Annotated in this window: 12 protein-coding genes; 3 read left to right on the top strand and 9 right to left on the bottom strand. The window is 69.6% G+C overall.

Annotated features, from left to right (window positions below; translation table 11 throughout):
* Positions 1 to 46: 46 nt before the first annotated feature.
* Both C9992_RS12310 and C9992_RS12305 read left to right on the top strand, forming a co-directional pair.
* Positions 47 to 595: a type 1 glutamine amidotransferase domain-containing protein gene (locus tag C9992_RS12310; RefSeq protein WP_106815852.1), complete on the top strand. Its 549-nt coding sequence runs from the start codon at positions 47 to 49 to the stop codon at positions 593 to 595.
* A 229-nt stretch (positions 596 to 824) separates the two neighbouring features.
* Positions 825 to 1217 carry a glucose-6-phosphate dehydrogenase gene (locus tag C9992_RS12305; protein WP_106815851.1) on the top strand — a complete coding sequence of 131 codons (393 nt, stop codon included), beginning with the start codon at positions 825 to 827 and terminating at the stop codon, positions 1215 to 1217.
* A gap of 210 nt (positions 1218 to 1427) precedes the next feature.
* Here C9992_RS12305 and C9992_RS12300 read toward each other — a convergent pair whose 3' ends face one another.
* Entirely contained in the window at positions 1428 to 3533 is a 2106-nt protein-coding gene (locus C9992_RS12300; RefSeq protein WP_106815939.1) for an acyl-CoA dehydrogenase family protein, read from the bottom strand.
* Between the two features lie 169 nt (positions 3534 to 3702).
* Here C9992_RS12300 and C9992_RS17970 point away from each other — a divergent pair, with 169 nt between their 5' ends.
* Complete coding sequence (locus C9992_RS17970) at positions 3703 to 4977, top strand: GNAT family N-acetyltransferase (RefSeq protein ID WP_160150881.1); 1275 nt, start codon at positions 3703 to 3705, stop codon at positions 4975 to 4977.
* A gap of 61 nt (positions 4978 to 5038) precedes the next feature.
* Here the strand turns inward: C9992_RS17970 and C9992_RS12285 are convergent, their stop codons facing one another.
* The 8 genes from C9992_RS12285 to C9992_RS12250 form a co-directional block, all read right to left on the bottom strand.
* Complete coding sequence (locus C9992_RS12285) at positions 5039 to 6745, bottom strand: formate--tetrahydrofolate ligase (protein ID WP_106815849.1); 1707 nt, start codon at positions 6743 to 6745, stop codon at positions 5039 to 5041.
* 299 nt (positions 6746 to 7044) lie between these two features.
* Positions 7045 to 8079 (bottom strand): hypothetical protein, encoded by a 1035-nt coding sequence (locus C9992_RS12280; RefSeq protein WP_106815848.1) that lies wholly within the window; start codon positions 8077 to 8079, stop codon positions 7045 to 7047.
* A gap of 149 nt (positions 8080 to 8228) precedes the next feature.
* Positions 8229 to 9269 (bottom strand): NAD(P)-dependent alcohol dehydrogenase, encoded by a 1041-nt coding sequence (locus tag C9992_RS12275; RefSeq protein ID WP_106815847.1) that lies wholly within the window; start codon positions 9267 to 9269, stop codon positions 8229 to 8231.
* Positions 9270 to 9293: 24 nt separating this feature from the next.
* Entirely contained in the window at positions 9294 to 11285 is a 1992-nt protein-coding gene (gene recQ, locus C9992_RS12270; RefSeq protein WP_200826323.1) for a DNA helicase RecQ, read from the bottom strand.
* Positions 11286 to 11416: 131 nt separating this feature from the next.
* On the bottom strand, positions 11417 to 12439 hold the full coding sequence (locus C9992_RS12265; protein WP_106815845.1) for a class I mannose-6-phosphate isomerase: 1023 nt from the start codon (positions 12437 to 12439) through the stop codon (positions 11417 to 11419).
* A complete protein-coding gene (locus C9992_RS12260; RefSeq protein WP_106815844.1) occupies positions 12436 to 13677 on the bottom strand; it encodes an ADP-dependent glucokinase/phosphofructokinase in 1242 nt (413 codons plus the stop codon). The genes C9992_RS12265 and C9992_RS12260 overlap by 4 nt, the downstream gene beginning before the upstream one ends.
* Positions 13678 to 13705: 28 nt before the next feature.
* Positions 13706 to 14569 (bottom strand): ketose-bisphosphate aldolase, encoded by an 864-nt coding sequence (locus C9992_RS12255; RefSeq protein ID WP_106815843.1) that lies wholly within the window; start codon positions 14567 to 14569, stop codon positions 13706 to 13708.
* A 36-nt stretch (positions 14570 to 14605) separates the two neighbouring features.
* Positions 14606 to 15451: a carbohydrate ABC transporter permease gene (locus C9992_RS12250; protein WP_106815842.1), complete on the bottom strand. Its 846-nt coding sequence runs from the start codon at positions 15449 to 15451 to the stop codon at positions 14606 to 14608.
* Position 15452 lies beyond the last annotated feature (1 nt).

Raw genomic sequence — 15452 nt, 5'->3', positions numbered from 1 at the left:
TGTCAAACCCCTGCGGGGCGCGCGGCGCCGCACGTACCGTGGCGGCATGACTGATCTCAGCGGCAAGAAGATCGCGTTCCTCGCGACCGATGGATACGAAGACAGCGAGCTGACCTCACCGTGGGAGGCCGTCACCTCGGCAGGCGCCACCGCGGTGATGGTCGCTCCCTCCGACGACGAGATCGAGGGCAAGAACGGCCATCGCCAGACCGTGGACGTCGCGGTGTCGGAGGCGGATGCCGCGCAGTTCGACGCTCTCGTCCTGCCGGGCGGCGTGGTCAACGCCGACCATCTGCGCATGGATGCCGACGCCGTCGCGTTCGGCCGCAGCTTCTTCGAGCAGCACAAGCCCGTCGGCGTCATCTGCCACGGTGGCTGGCTGCTGGTCGAGGCCGGTGTCGTGAACGGTCGGACGCTCACGAGCTACCCGAGCCTGAAGACCGACCTGCGCAACGCCGGGGCGAACTGGGTGGACGAGGAGGTCGTGGTCGACCACGGGCTGGTGTCGAGCCGCACCCCCGACGATCTCCCTGCCTTCAACGCCAAGGTGCTCGAAGAGGTGGCCGAGGGCGCACACGCGGCCCAGACGGCCTGACCCACGACCCCCGACCCCGACCCACGACCCCGACCCGCGACCTGCCGACTCGCGCGGCCGGCCTGCCGAGGACGCGCGGCCGGCCTGCCCAGGACCGGCGGCCGGCCGCGACTCGATGGTCGCGGCATCCGTCCCTTCACGACGCCGTCGCCGGCTCGATTCCCCGACGCCGCTCGCGTCGCTTACCGTGGAATGTCGGGCTGTGCACCGGCACCTGGGAGGGAACAGCATGAGGATCGTCGCGTCGTCGGATTGGCGGGACGCCGTCCCGTTCGAGAGCCCGGTGCTGGTGGCCGACGTCGTGCCCGGTGAGCCGACGCGCTGCTTCGCGTGCGGCCCGGACGCCGAGCCGCTTCCCCGCACCGAGCTGTGGGCGTTCAAGCACCGGCATCCGAAGAACCATGACGGGTACGTGCGCTTCTACTGCGCGGCGCACGTGCCGAAGGTGGAGCGACGGATGCCGGCGGCACCCGCGACCGCAGCGCGCAGCGCCTCACGACCCGCCGCCGAGCGCAGAGCACCGAAGCCCGTCGTCCCCGAGCGCCAGCGCGCGACGTGCCCGAACTGCTTCGTCGAGGTCTCGGCCACCGGGGAATGCGGCATGTGCGGCTGGAGCGCCTGAGGCGGCTCGACGAATGAGGGAGGGGACCGCGTACCCGATCCGCGGTCCCCTGAGAAGACGCCGCTTCGCCGCGCACGAAGCCCGATGGCGCAGCGACGCGGAAGCTGCCTTCATATGGGTCATGTCCGGCAGCGTCGGATTCCTGACACCAATCGCATCATCGTTACCGTTTCGTGACCTGGATGCCGCGGCCGCCGCGGCACCGACCGCTCACCGCTTCTTGAGGGACTTCTCCGACACCGGCGCCTCCCCCGACGCAGCGAGGGCTCGGTAGTACTCGCGGGCCTCGTCCTGTCGCGTGCGCTCGGCGCCCGAGGCGATCGGGGCTCGCACGTGCTCCGGCGCGAAGCCGTACGCGTCGACGAGATCCTGGGCGTGCGGCCGCAGCCGTGCCGCGAGGCGGTCGATGTAGCGGGTGACGGATGCCGCCCTCTGCGTCGACAGGCGTCCGTTGATGAGGTACCACGCGAGGTGCTTCTCGATGAGGTGCATCCCGAAGAGGTCGCGCAGCCAGGTCAGCACCTGCTTCGTCCCCTCGTCCGAGATGCGGTTCACGCCATCGGTGAACGCCTCCCACTGCAGCAGTTCGCCGTGCGCACGGGCGGCCTCGATCAGCTCCGCCTGATGGCTGTTGAACAGCGCCGCGGCCTCCGCCGGCGAGAGCTTGGACGCCGGACGCAGCGCGGCGGCCACATCGGCCACCATCTGCTGCACGCGACCGCCGAGCAACTCGTGCTGCTGGTCCTCGCGAAGGCCCAGCTCGACCGAGCGGGCCGTGGAGCCGAAGTCGGCGACGGCCTGGCCGAGCTGACGCAGTCCCGCGCCGTGGAAGAGCTTGCCCGCCGTCTGCCCGACCGCGAAGCGCGCCAGCTTCGCGGCATCCGCTCCCTTGAACTGCTTGGCGTAGTCGGCGAGCAGCCGTTTGCCGACCAGCTGCAGCAGGACGTTGTTGTCACCCTCGAAGGTGACGTAGACGTCGAGGTCCTGGTGCAGGCCCACCATGCGGTTCTCGGCGAGGAAGCCCGAGCCGCCGCAGGCCTCACGGGCCTCCTGGATCGTCTGGAGCGCGTTCCACGTCGACAGCGGCTTGAGCGCCGCGGCGAGGGTCTCGAGGTCTTCGCGTTCGTCGGGGGTGTCGTTGCGACCCGAGAAGACGCCGTCGAACTTCTTCAGCAGCTCGTCGTGACTGAAGAACTGCGCGTAGTTCTGGGCCAGCAGCGGCAGGAGGCGCCGCTGGTGCTTGCCGTAGTCCAGCAGCACGACCTCCTCGGTGCCCGCGCCCGAGTCGAACTGGCGGCGCTGGTTCGCGTAGGTGAGGGCGATGTGCAGGGCCAGAGCGGTGCCCGTCGTCGCGGCGCCGTCCAACGACACGCGGCCCTGCACGAGCGCGCCCAGCATCGTGAAGAACCGGCGTCCGGGCGACGGGATGTCAGAGGTGTACGAGCCGTCGGCCGCCACCTGGCCGTAGCGGTCGAGCAGATTGAAGCGCGGCACGCGCACGTGGTCGAAGGCGAGTCGGCCGTTGTCGATGCCGTTGAGGCCGCCCTTGACACCGTCGTCCTCGCTCGTGACGCCCGGCAGCATGTTGCCCTCGTCGTCGCGGATCGGCACGAAGAAGCAGTGCACGCCGTAGTTGACGCCGCCGGTGATCAGCTGGGCGAACACGGTCGCGGCCTTGCCGTGCAGGGCGGCGTTGCCGAGGTAGTCCTTGTAGGCGCCGCGGAACGGCGTGTGGATCACGAACTCCTCGGCCTCGGGGTCGTACGTGGCGGTCGTGCCGATCGCGGCGACGTCGGATCCGTGGCCGGTCTCGGTCATCGCGAAAGCGCCCGGCAGGCTCATGTCGATCACGCCCGGCAGCCACGCGTCGTGGTGCTTCTCGGTGCCGAGCTGGAAGATGGCGGATCCGAACAGGCCCCACTGCACGCCCGACTTGATCTGCAGACTCGGGTCGGCCAGCACGAGCTCTTGGAAGCCGGCCAGGTTCGCGCCGTTGTCGTTCAGGCCGCCGAACTTCTCGGGGACCCCGCGCCGCGACCCGCCGTGCTCGACCAGCAGGTGCAGCTGGGTGAGCACGCGCTCACGGTGCTCCGGCATCGACTGCCCGTCGATGCGCCAGAAGGCGGGATCCTTGATCATCTCGCGGGCCTCGCGGCGGGTGTCGCCCCAGGTTCCCAGCAGCAGATCGGTCACCGCCGCGACGTCGATGCGGGGTTCGGATGCCTCCGCCGCAGTGTGCGGAGCGGTCGGCGCCCCTCCGGCGGGTGTGCGCTTGTGGACGGCAGGCTTCTTCGTGCGGACGGCGGCGTCGGCCATGTGCATCACCTCTCGGTGCGATGGACAGCGGGAGAATTCGCTTTCGACCGTAGAACTCCCACAAGCGCGACTCAAAGCGGCTGGCGGAATCCCACAAGCCGAGTGCCCGACAGGGGCAGCCCGCGTTGTGCAGCGCGCACAGCCGAACCCCACGGCCGAGAATGGGCGCATGACCGATCCAGTCGTGGCCCTCGGGGAGTGGGGGCCGGACGACCTTCCGCTGCTCGAGCGCGCCAACACGCCGGAGATGACCAGACACCTGGGTGGCCCCGAGACCCCCGCCGAACTCGAGGAGCGCCATCGCCGCTACCTGCGGCTGATGGGCAGCGGGGAGGCGGCGATGTACCGGATCGAGGTCGACGGCGCTCCGGTGGGCGGCATCGGGTACTGGCAGGTCGACCACGAGGGCACCCCGGCATGGGAGACCGGCTGGCATGTCTATCCGGAGTGGCAGGGCCGCGGGCTGGCCGGGCAGGCGCTGCGCCTGATCACGCACATGGTTGCTTCGCGAGGCGACCGGGACCTGCTGGTCGCGTACCCGGGTGTCGACAACCCGGCCTCCAACGCGCTGTGCCGCCGCACCGGGTTCGCGCACCAGCGGACGGGGTCGGCGCCGTGGCGGGGCGGCGAGCTCGCCTTCAACGTGTGGGTGCTCGACGTGTCGCCCCTGGACCTGGGCGGCCGTGCGCCCGACCTCGACGAGCGTTTCGGGGAGGGCGTGCTCGACGAGACCGTGTGGTGGCCGTACTACCTGCCGCACTGGTCGTCGCGCGATCGCACGGCCGCCCGCTATTCCATCGCGCCCGACGCGCTCGAGTTGACGATCGGCGCGGAGACGGCACCCTGGTCGCTCGAGTTCGACGGCGACGTGCGCGTCTCACACCTGCAGACCGGTCAGTACTCCGGCGAGCGCGGCAGCACAGTCGGCCAGCACCGGTTCCGCGACGGCCTGGTGGTGCGCGAGATGCAGCCGGAGCGTCGGCTGCATCTGCCGAGGTTCGGCGTCATCGAGGTCCGAATGGCCGCGATCCGCCACCCGGATGCGATGGTGGCGTTCTGGCCCATCGGCTTCGAGGACACCCCCGAACACAGCGGCGAACTGTGCATCGCCGAGATCTTCGGCAGCGAGATGGACGACGGCGGCGGCTGGGTGGGTGTCGGCATCAAGCGGCAACACGACCCGCGGCTGAGCGACGACTTCGAGAAGATCCGCGTCGACGGCGATCTGACGGACATGCACGACTACGCAGTGGAGTGGACCGCGGACGCGGTGTCGTTCTTCATCGACCACCGCTGGGTCAAGACGGTCCGTCAGAGCCTCGAGTACCAGGTGCAGCTCATGCTCGACGTCTTCGAGCTGCCCCGCGCCGACGGCACGCGCGATGTCGACGCGCTTCCGCACACGCTGCGCGTCGAGCGGGTCCGCACGTTCCCGCCCGCCTGAGGGCGGCGTTCGCCGCCTGGCAGCGCCGGCGCGGCGGGCATGGCGAGGAAGGGCATCGCGCTCAGAAGAGTCCGACGATGCGACCGTCCTCGTCGACGTCGATGCTGTTCGCCGCCGGAACCGCCGGAAGCCCGGGCATCGTCATGATGTCGCCGCAGATCATCACGATGAACCGTGCGCCGGCGGCCAGCCGAACTTCCCGGATGTCGACGACGTGCCCGGTCGGCGCGCCGCGCAGCTTGGGGTCGGTGGAGAACGAGTACTGCGTCTTGGCGACGCACACCGGATAGGTGCCGTACCCCTCGTCCTGAAGCCGGCGGATCTGCGCGCGCACGACGGTCGACGCGGTGACCTCCGACGCACCGTAGATGCGGGTGGCGATCGCGGTGATCTTCTCCCAGAGTGTCGCGTCGTCCGGGTACGTGAACCGCAGTCCTCCCCCGGGTTCCTGACCCTGCCGGAGGGTGGCCGGTGGCTCCGTGCACAGCCGGACGACCTCGCGCGCGAGGTCTTCCGCGCCGGCGCCGCCCTCGGCGAAGTGCCGGGCGACGACTGCGGGGACCCCGGCGGCCTCCGACGCGGCCACAAGCGCCGCGACCTCGGCATCCGTGTCCTCCGCGCGGTGGTTGATGGCGACGACGGCCGGGAGTCCCCACGTCTCCCGCAGGGTCGTGAGGTGACGCACGAGGTTCGCGGTGCCGCGCTGCAAAGCGCCCACGTCTTCGCGGGGGAGGTCGGCCACCGCGACGCCGCCGTGGTACTTCATCGCCCGCACCGTGGCGACGACCACCGCGACGTCCGGCCGCAGCCCTGTGGTGCGGCAGAGGATGTCGATGAACTTCTCGGCGCCGAGGTCTGCACCGAAGCCCGCCTCGGTGACGACGTAGTCCGCCAGACGCAGGGCCGAATCCGTCGCCAGATACGAGTTGCACCCGTGCGCGATGTTGGCGAAGGGGCCGCCGTGGACGAAAGCCGGCGTGTGCTCGAGCGTCTGCACGAGATTGGGAGCGAGCGCGTCGCGCAGAACGGCGGCCATCGCACCGTGCGCGTGCAGGTCGCGGGCGCGAATGGGCATGCGGTCCCGCGTGTACGCGACGACGATCTCACCCAGTCGCTCCTTCAGATCCGCAAGGCTCGTCGCGAGGCAGAAGATCGCCATCACCTCGCTCGCGACGACGATGTCGAAGCCACCCTCGCGGGGGTAGCCGTTGGCCGGGCCGCCGAGGCCGATGACGGTGTCGCGCAGGGCGCGGTCATTAACGTCGAGCACGCGACGCCAGGTCACCCGTCGCACGTCGATGCCGAGCTCGTTGCCGTGATGGATGTGGTTGTCGATGAGCGCTGCGAGAAGGTTGGTGGCGACCGCGATCGCGGCGAAGTCGCCCGTGAAGTGCAGGTTGATGTCTTCCATCGGCACCACCTGCGCGTATCCGCCGCCGGCGGCACCGCCCTTCATTCCGAACACCGGTCCGAGCGCCGGTTCACGCAGGCAGATCATCGCGCGCTTACCGATGCGACTGAGCGCGTCACCCAGGCCCACCGTGGTCGTCGTCTTGCCCTCGCCGGCGGGGGTCGGCGACACCGCCGTCATGAGCACGAGGCGTCCGCGGGGGCGACCCTGCAGCGCGCGCAGGTACGACAGCGACACCTTCGCCTTGTGCCGGCCGTACGGCACGAGCTCTTCGTCGGGGATGCCGAGGCCCTCGGCGATCCGGGTGATCGGCCACAGGTCGGCCCGCTGTGCGATCTCGATGTTGCTCGTGGCCACGCTCGCTCCCTGTCGCGGGCCTCGTCGCCCGCTGGCGTCAGCCTATGCGGGACGACCGTTCCCGTCTCGGACCCTCACCGGCCGCCGGCAGACGGATAGGCGGATGCCGAATGCACGACCTCCCGTCTCGGACCCCCACCGGCCGCCGGCAGACGGAGGGGCGGATGCCGAATGCACGACCTCCCGTCGAGCGCACGACCTCTTCGCGCTCTTTCCTCGTGCGTTCGGCGACATCCCGTGCACTCGGTGCGGCCGGCTCACCGTCCGAGGACGGCCGGTACCGCGGCGACGGCCCGTGATCACAGGACGGCCAGGACTGCGGCGGCGACGGCCTCCGGTCCGTACCCGCCGACGAGAAGACGGTTCGGACCGTCGACGACGAGGATCTCGACACCGCGCGCACCACCTGAGTACTCGTAGACCAGACGGTACGCGGCGTCCGCGCCGGCGATGCTGATCGTCTCCACGTTGTGCGCCTCCAACTGAGCGGCCGAGGGAGCGCCGACGCCCGACTGCAGCTGCAGCTCGGTGATGCGACTGCTGTTCTCCGTCAGGTCGTACCAGGGGCACCACTGCGCAACGCCGGCAGCCGTCAGCACCTCCCATACGGGGCCGTCGGGCACGTTGTCACCCGGAAAGCCCGGTTGGGGCGCGGTGATCCCGGCACCGGAGGCGGCAGCGGATGCGATCTTCTCGCACGCGGGCAGCGTCCACCAATCCGCTGCAGGACTCACCGGCACCCCCGAGTAGACAGACGGGGCATGGCCGAGCACCGATTGGATCAGACCGTCCACGGCGGCGGTCATCACGGATGCCTCCTCAGCCGACGGGTCCAGATCGTTCTCGTTGACCCGCGCCGTCTCGGCGAGAACCCACATGTCTGAGCGGACCTCGCCGCGACCGCAGTATCCCCACCCGTAGCAGCCGAACTGGGCGCGTTCGGCAGCCACGTCGTCGGGCACATGCATACGCGGAATCACTGCGACGCTGAGGTACTCGACGGGTGCGCCTTCGGCCCACCAGGTGCAGGCCAGCCCGCCGAGCCGCGCAAGCGAGCCTGCGACGTCGGGCATGAGTCCGCCGATGTTGTCGGGCGAGCTGGTCACCGGCTGTACGCCATGGAAGATTTGAGCCGCAAGATCGGCGGTGAGAACGCCCGAGCAGTCGCCGTCGAAGGGAACCCGCGCTTGCGGCGGTTCGGGGGTCGGTGTCGCCTCTGACGCCGGCGCGGCGACTCCCTCGCTGGCTGTCGGGGTCGGGACGGATGTCGCGGCGCATCCGGCCAGAACGAGAGCGGCCGCGATGAGCGCGGGGGCGAGGCGACGCAGCGTCATGACGACACCGTACTGAACGCAGCGGGGCCCGTCCCGTCGGCTGCATAACGGATAGAGAACAGATTCATGCCGTTGTCGGCATGAATCTGGCGGGCTCCTCTGGCCGATGGCGGCCCAACCAGTCACCGTCGGTTCTCAGAAAGCAGAACTCACGCTGCGGGTTCGCCGACGGGGACCCCCTGCGGGTAGACCACCGCCTTCAAGGAGTCGGGGACCCGGGAAGCCAGCGTGAGGGCGTCGACTGTCTCCTCCAGCGCGAAACGGTGCGTGACCAACGACGCGACGTCCACGCGCCCTGAGGAGACGAGGGAGATGGCGGTGGGCCAGGTGTGCGCGTAGCGGTTGACGAGCGCGAGAGAGATCTCCTTGACGTTCAGGCGCGACAGCGGGAGCGAGACGTCCTGCTTCGGCATGCCGACCATCGCCGCGCGGCCCCCGTTGCGGAGCCGCCACAGCCCCTGCGCCAGCACGCCTGGGGCACCGGAGCATTCGAGCAGGACGTCGGCATCCTCGTGACCGGGCCCCTCGTCGACGGTGCCGCTCCGCTCGACCTCGAAGCCGAGCTCGCGGGCCTTCGCGAGACGGAACTCCGACACGTCGCTCACGACCACCGACGAAGCGCCGAGCGCCCGTGCGACCTGGGCCGCCAGCATCCCGACCGGACCGGCTCCCGAAACGAGCACACGATCTCCGGGCCGCAGGTCGGCGCGGCGGCAGGCCCAGATCCCGACGGAGAGCGGCTCGCACAGCGCCGCCTCTTCGTACGACATGCCCGACGGCACCACGAACAGGTTCCGCTCGTCGAACGCGACGCGCTGCACGAGCGCGCCGTCGTACGGCGGGGTGGCGAGGAACGCCAGACGCGAGCACAGGTGATAGCGCCCTGCCAGGCAGTCCTCGCAGTCGCGACACGGCGTGCCCGGCTCGATAGCCACCCGGTCGCCCACGCTCACCCTGGTCACCGCGTCGCCGACAGCGACCACCCGTCCTGAGACTTCATGGCCGAGGATAAGGGGCCCGTCGACGACCCAGTCCCCGATGCGGCCGCGGGTGAAGTACGCCGTATCAGACCCGCACACCCCCACCGCCTCGATGGCGACGACCGCCTCGCGCGGCCCCGGCGACGGCTCGGGCACGTCCCGGATCTCTATACGCCCGAGTTCCGGCATGACAGCTGCGAGATTGCTCATCGGTTCCCTCCTGCAGCCATGGTGTCAGGCCGCGCGGCGGATGACGTCGAGCACGGCCTCGCCGTACGCCTCGCGTTTCTTCGCTCCGATGCCCGAGACGCCGTCGAGGTCTGCGAGGCTCTCCGGCCGCCGCTCGGCGAGGGCGCGCAAGGTTGCGTCGCCGAAGACGATGTATGCCGGCACGCCGAGTTCCTTTGCGACACTCGCACGCCAGGCGCGCAGCGCCTCGAACAGTCCGACATCTCCCGGGGCCAGGGTCTCGGGCGCGTTGCCCTTGCGCACGCGCGCGACACCACCCGATCGCCCCATGACGTCACGGCGCAGCGGCACAGGCGTCTGCCCGCGCAGAACCCCCGTCGCCGGTTCACCGAGCGACAGTGTGCCGTACTCGCCGCGGGCAACGAGGATGCCGCGCGCCAGCAGCTGCCGGATCACGCTGCGCCAGTCCTGCTCGCTGAGGTCGGCGCCGAGCCCGTAGGTCGACAGCTGGTCGTGCCCCTGCTGTCGGATGCGGTCGGTCGAGGCACCCCGGAGGATGTCGATGAGGTGACCCGCGCCGAAAGCCTGGCCGCGTTCGCGTTGCAGACGCACGATCGTGGAGAGCAGCTTCTGTGCCGGGATGAGCCCGTCCCACGTGTCGGGCGCCTCCAGGCAGGTGTCGCAGTTGCCACACGGACCGGAGTCCTCGCCGAAGTACGCCAGCAGGTTCTGCCGCCGGCATCCGACCGTCTCGCACAGGGCCAGCATGGCGTCGAGGTGCTGACCGAGCCGCATCTTGAACGCCCGATCACCGGGCGACTGGTCGATCAGCCGGCGCTGCTGCACGACGTCGCCGAGTCCGTACGCCATCCAGGCGACGGATGCCTCGCCGTCACGTCCTGCCCGGCCCGTCTCCTGGTAGTAGCCCTCGACCGACTTCGGCAGGTCGATGTGGGCGACGAAACGCACGTCGGGTTTGTCGATTCCCATTCCGAAGGCGATCGTCGCGACCATCACGACGCCGTCTTCCCGCAGGAACCTCGACTGGTTCGCCGCGCGCGTCTCGGCGGGCAGCCCCGCGTGATACGGCAGCGCATCGATGCCCTGCGCCGACAGGAACTCCGCCGTCTGCTCGACCGACTTGCGACTGAGCGCGTAGACGATGCCGGATGCCGGACCGGTCGTCGAGCGAGCTTGCGCGTCGACATGGCGGATGAAGGCCACCAACTGCCGGCGGGGGTCGGACTTGACCTCGATCCGGTACTGGATGTTGGGGCGGTCGAAGCTGGAGACGAAGTGACGGGCGTTCGGAAGGTGCAGCCGCTCGGTCATCTCGCGGTGCGTGGCCGGCGTTGCCGTCGCCGTGAGCGCCAGGCGAGGAACCCCCGGGAACCTCTCGGCGAGCGCGCCGAGGGCGAGGTAGTCGGGCCGGAAGTCGTGACCCCACTGGGAGACGCAGTGGGCCTCGTCTATCGCGATGACGCTGAGCGTGCCTCGCGCGAGGAACCGCAGCGTCGCCTGCGTGTTCAGGCGTTCGGGAGCGACGTACAGCAGGTCGAGCTCGCCCGCGAGATACGCGCGCTCCACGGCCGCCCGCTCGGCCGGCGCCTGGGTCGAATTGAGGTACGCGGCACGCACGCCGTTGGCCACGAGCGCGTCGACCTGATCGTGCATGAGGGCGATGAGAGGGCTCACGACGAGCCCCGTGCCGGGCCGCACGAGTGCCGGCACCTGGTAGCAGACGCTCTTGCCCCCGCCGGTCGGCATCAGCACGACGGCGTCACCGCCGCCGATGACGTGCTCGACGATCGCGGCCTGCTCCCCCCGGAACGCGTCGTAGCCGTACACCTCGCGCAGCACGGTGCGGGCCTCGAGTCCTGTGAAGTCGCGGCGCGGCCCAGCGTTCGTCAACGCGCCGGCCGCACTCGGAGCCGGGTCGAAGGCCGATGACCCTTCGCCGTGCGCGGGGGCCGAGAAGTATGGATCGGGGAAGGGCGGGTCATCGTCGGGCGGCGGGGCGTCCGCGTCGGCCCACATGAGGTCGGCGTAGGGGTCGCCCTGCGGATCGGTCACCCGCCCCAGGGTAGCCCGGGCATCCGACGGCATGTCCGCCAGGGACCGAAGTCGTGGGATCACGCCTGCTGGCGGGTGGTGTGGAGGAGGCGCCGTCAGCGAGGCAGAGGTGGGCGGCACACGAGCAGCTCACCGGCGCCGGTGACGCGCACCACGCCTGCCGCGTGGGGCAGCACGACCGTCGAGCCGCGGACGAGCCGGCTCACCCCGACGCCCCCGCCTGCGTCGGGGACGCTGTTTCCGTGCGCTGCCGCGTCCACTTCACCGTCGAGCACGACCCCGATCGCGAAGCCCGGGTCGAGCTCGGCCGAACCGTCCACCCTCACGTGCTCGAGACGGAAGAACGCCTCGGCCGCCGACGGCAGCAGCGGCCCGTCCCCACCGGCCCGATGAACGAGCCCCGCGATCTCCGCCGCCGAACGCGCGCGGTGCTCGACCGCCCCGAGGGCGGTATCGAAGCCGACGCCGAGATGTCCCTTCGCCGGGCCGTCGATGGCGAACCCGTGCCATTCGGCGAGGATCGAGAGGTCCTCCGGCTCCTGTAGTTCGACGAGAAGAATCCCCTCGCCGATGGCGTGGAGCACGCCCGCGGGTACGTACACGACGTCACCCGGACCGACCTCGAGACGGTGCATGGCACCGAGCAGCGACGCGACGTCCTGGCGCGCGACGATGTCGTCGAGTTCGGCGCGTTCCAGATCGCGGGCGAGCCCCAGATGCACCTCGCCCGGGGTGAGGACGTACCAGGCCTCGGTCTTGCCGTGCGCGGTGCCGAGGTGAGCGGCCGCCCATGCCCCGTCGGGATGGGCGTGCACGGGAAGCCGCTGGCCCGCATCGAGGAGCTTCACCAGGAGCATCGGGTCGGCGCCGAACGAAGCGACGTGCGCGGGTCCGAGCCACCACCGCGGTTCGGCGGCGATCGCATCGGCGAGGAGTGTTCCGTCGGGGAGCGTCGTCTGGCCAGCGGGCGCCTCTCCGTTCACCGGCGTGACCGAGCCGACCCAGTCCTCAGGCTCGTACTCGGCGGCGGGCGGCTCACCACGGAAGTCGGTGATGCGCCGGCCGCCGCGGTAGAAGCGGGCGGCCGGCCGGTTCGACGGCAGGACCAGCACAGTCATCGGGAGTTCCCTTTCGCCAGAACGGATGCCCCGGCATCCGTCCGACGCTCATCCGGTGTCGCGAGCGCCGCGATGAATCCGCCCACGAACGTGTCGCCCAGGCCGATGGTCGTCGGTGAGGCGACATTCAGATCGTAGGCCGGCACGCACGACGCACCACCTGCGAACCGGCTCTCGATCTCGTTCGCGAACACGACGGCCGCCGCTTGCCGGGCAATCCGACGGGTCGCCGCGTACTCGTCCCGCGTCAGTCCGTCACCGACGCGGAATCGCGTGCCGGCCATGGTCACCGCGCCTTCCAGCGCGGCCCGCCACCGCCCGGAGTCGCGTCCCACCGCGACCGCCCAGTGCTTGGTGTGCACCACGAGGGTGGGGGCCGGGATCAACTCCGTCGCTCGGCGCAGCGCCCGCTCGGCGGCATCCGGGTCCAGCAGGTCGAACGCTCCACCGAGATAGCCGAACAGCTCATCTTCGTTGAGGCCATACACATCGACCACGGCCGCCATCGCGTCCCGAACGCGAAGTCCATGGGCGACATCATGGGAACCGGCGTCCTCGAAGACCGCCACCGCGCCGGCGGACCGTCCCCGGATGGCCTCCACGACGGTCGCGAGCCGGTCATCGAGGATCTCGGCATCCTGAATGGTGTTGAACCCGGACGCGAGGAACACCCGCGCCTTCGCGACCATCCGGGGCAGCTCAGGAGCGATGACGAGCTCCCGGTTCGGCAGGTCGTTGACGAAGATGAGCCGGTTGGGGTGCGGCGCGACGAGCTGTGCATCGGGGAGACGGACGACCGCACCCGCCGGGTACTGCACGATCACGTGAGGCTCGGTGGAGTCCGCCTTCGCGCTCGACACCCACGAAACCTCGGGCGGCAGCAGGGTCCGAACCGTATCGTCGATGCTCACCAGGTGCACGGTGCTGCCCACCCCGAGCCGTGCCATCGCCAGAGCCGCGCGCACGCACGTTCCACCGAGGGTCTTCGCGTACCGGAACCGCGAGGCGAAGCGCTCGAGCACGGGGACGGAAGACACGAACCGCTCTCCGCCGCGGCCATCGCGCAGGAGGGCCAGCACGGTGATCACCAGGCTCCGCTCGTCGTCGACCGGGATCGACGCGTCAAGATCGCCGGAGCGGATGCCGTGCTCGAGAGCGAGCGCTTCGAGCACGGCCGGATCCCACGCGATCTCGTAGTCGACGGTGCCGCCGAGGCCGAGCACCAGTTGCGAGGTCACACTCCGAATCCTTCCGTTGCGATGCGAGTCAGTACAGGGACGCCTTGCCGGCGGCTCCGAACAGGTTGATCTTCTCGGCCGCGGTCACCTTCATCGCCGCGATCGGCTCCGGCTGGATGGCGTTGGGCTCCCGCAGCCGCTCGTCGGTGCCGAGCACCTCGCGCATGCGATTGTGGTACGAGACCTTGATATCGCTGGAGATGTTGATCTTGTTGATGCCGAGATCGACGGCGCGACGGAGCTCGCTGTCGGGGTTGGCCGAGCCCCCGTGCAGCACGAGCGGGATGCCGACAGCGGCCTTGATCTCCTGCAGCAGGTCGTGGCGCAGCTCGGGGTTCTTGTCAGCGGGATACAGGCCGTGCGAGGTGCCGATGGCGATGGCGAGGCTGTCGACACCCGTCTCCCGGACGAAACGCACGGCGTCGTCGACGTTGGTGTAGATGATCTCCTCGGCTCCCGACTCGCCGTAGCTGTCGTTGGCTCCGATGGTGCCGAGTTCACCCTCGACCTGCACCCCGACGACGTGGGCGGCCTCGACCACCTTGCGCGTCAGAGCGACGTTCTCGTCGAAAGGCTTGAGCGACGCGTCGATCATGACGGAGGTGAATCCCGCCTGGATGGCCGTGATGATCTGCTCGTACGTGCCGCCGTGATCCCAGTGGATCGCGACGGGAACGTTCGAGCGATGAGCGCGGGCATGCATCGCGGGGATGAGGTCGGTGGTGATGTGCCGCACCTCGTCGGGATGGATGGCGATGATCACCGGGGCGTTCAGCTCTTCGCTGATGTCCATCACCCCGTTGAACATCGCCCAGTCGCTGATGTTGAAGGCCGGGATCGCGAAGTTGTTGTCGTTCGCGACGTCGAGGATGGACTTGCCGGTGTAGAGCACGGGTTTTTCCCTTTCGATGGTGGTGTGGGGCGCGCGTCAGCTCTTGACAGACCCGGAGGTCAGCCCGCTGATGAAGTAGCGCTGGAAGAAGAGGAACAGGACGAGGACTGGAATCGACCCGAGGATGCTCATCGCCATGATCTCGTTCCACTCGTAGGAGTGCTGACCCATGAGCAGCTGGATGCCGATCGGCACCGTGCGCATGTCAACGGTGCGCGTGAGGGTGAGCGCGAAGAGATACTCGTTCCACGCGATCATGAACGTGTAGACGCCGACCGAGACGATTCCAGGGACCGAGATCGGCACGAGCACGCGCCAGAGGGCTGTGAAGGAACCCGCGCCGTCCACGCGCACGGCCTCATCGAGCTCACGCGGGAGCGTGTTGAAGTAGCCGGTCATCATGATGATCGCGTACGGCAGCGTGAACACCATGTAGGTGAAGATCAGCCCGGGATAGGTGTTGTACAGCCCCAGCAGCACGACGAGCCCGAAGTACGGGATGAGCAGCGTGATGGGCGGCACGGCCTGCACGCTGACGATGACGACGTTGAGGATCCGCTTGCCTCGGAATTCGAACCGACTGAAGGCGTACGCCGCCTGGACGGCGACGAACAGAGTCAGCAGCGTTACCGAGCCCGCGACGATGTAGCTGTTGAGGAAGAAGCGCAGCTTCTCGGGGTCGGTGAAGATCGCCAGGTAGGCGTCGAACGAGAAGCTGTCGGTGAGCAGGCGCGGGGGTAGCTCGAAGATCTCGGTGTTCGACTTGAACGAGCTCGCCAGCATCCACAGCACCGGGGCAGCCGCGAAGATGGCGCCGAGCACCAGCCCGACGATCACGCCCGCGCGCATCGTGCGGCGGCGCGCTCTCACTGTCATCGCCATG

The sequence above is a fragment of the Microbacterium timonense genome, from assembly GCF_900292075.1.
GTDB lineage: Bacteria > Actinomycetota > Actinomycetes > Actinomycetales > Microbacteriaceae > Microbacterium > Microbacterium timonense.
This window is presented reverse-complemented; position numbering and strand designations above follow the sequence as displayed.

Excerpts from the sequence above, each read along its gene's own strand:
- C9992_RS12310 (WP_106815852.1), top strand. The coding sequence starts at position 47 with ATGACTGATCTCAGCGGCAAGAAGATCGCGTTCCTCGCGACCGATGGA.
- C9992_RS12305 (WP_106815851.1), top strand. The coding sequence starts at position 825 with ATGAGGATCGTCGCGTCGTCGGATTGGCGGGACGCCGTCCCGTTCGAG.
- C9992_RS12300 (WP_106815939.1), bottom strand. The coding sequence starts at position 3,533 with ATGGCCGACGCCGCCGTCCGCACGAAGAAGCCTGCCGTCCACAAGCGC.
- C9992_RS17970 (WP_160150881.1), top strand. The coding sequence starts at position 3,703 with ATGACCGATCCAGTCGTGGCCCTCGGGGAGTGGGGGCCGGACGACCTT.
- C9992_RS12280 (WP_106815848.1), bottom strand. The coding sequence starts at position 8,079 with ATGACGCTGCGTCGCCTCGCCCCCGCGCTCATCGCGGCCGCTCTCGTT.
- C9992_RS12275 (WP_106815847.1), bottom strand. The coding sequence starts at position 9,269 with ATGAGCAATCTCGCAGCTGTCATGCCGGAACTCGGGCGTATAGAGATC.
- recQ (WP_200826323.1), bottom strand. The coding sequence starts at position 11,285 with ATGTGGGCCGACGCGGACGCCCCGCCGCCCGACGATGACCCGCCCTTC.
- C9992_RS12265 (WP_106815845.1), bottom strand. The coding sequence starts at position 12,439 with ATGACTGTGCTGGTCCTGCCGTCGAACCGGCCGGCCGCCCGCTTCTAC.
- C9992_RS12250 (WP_106815842.1), bottom strand. The coding sequence starts at position 15,451 with ATGGCGATGACAGTGAGAGCGCGCCGCCGCACGATGCGCGCGGGCGTG.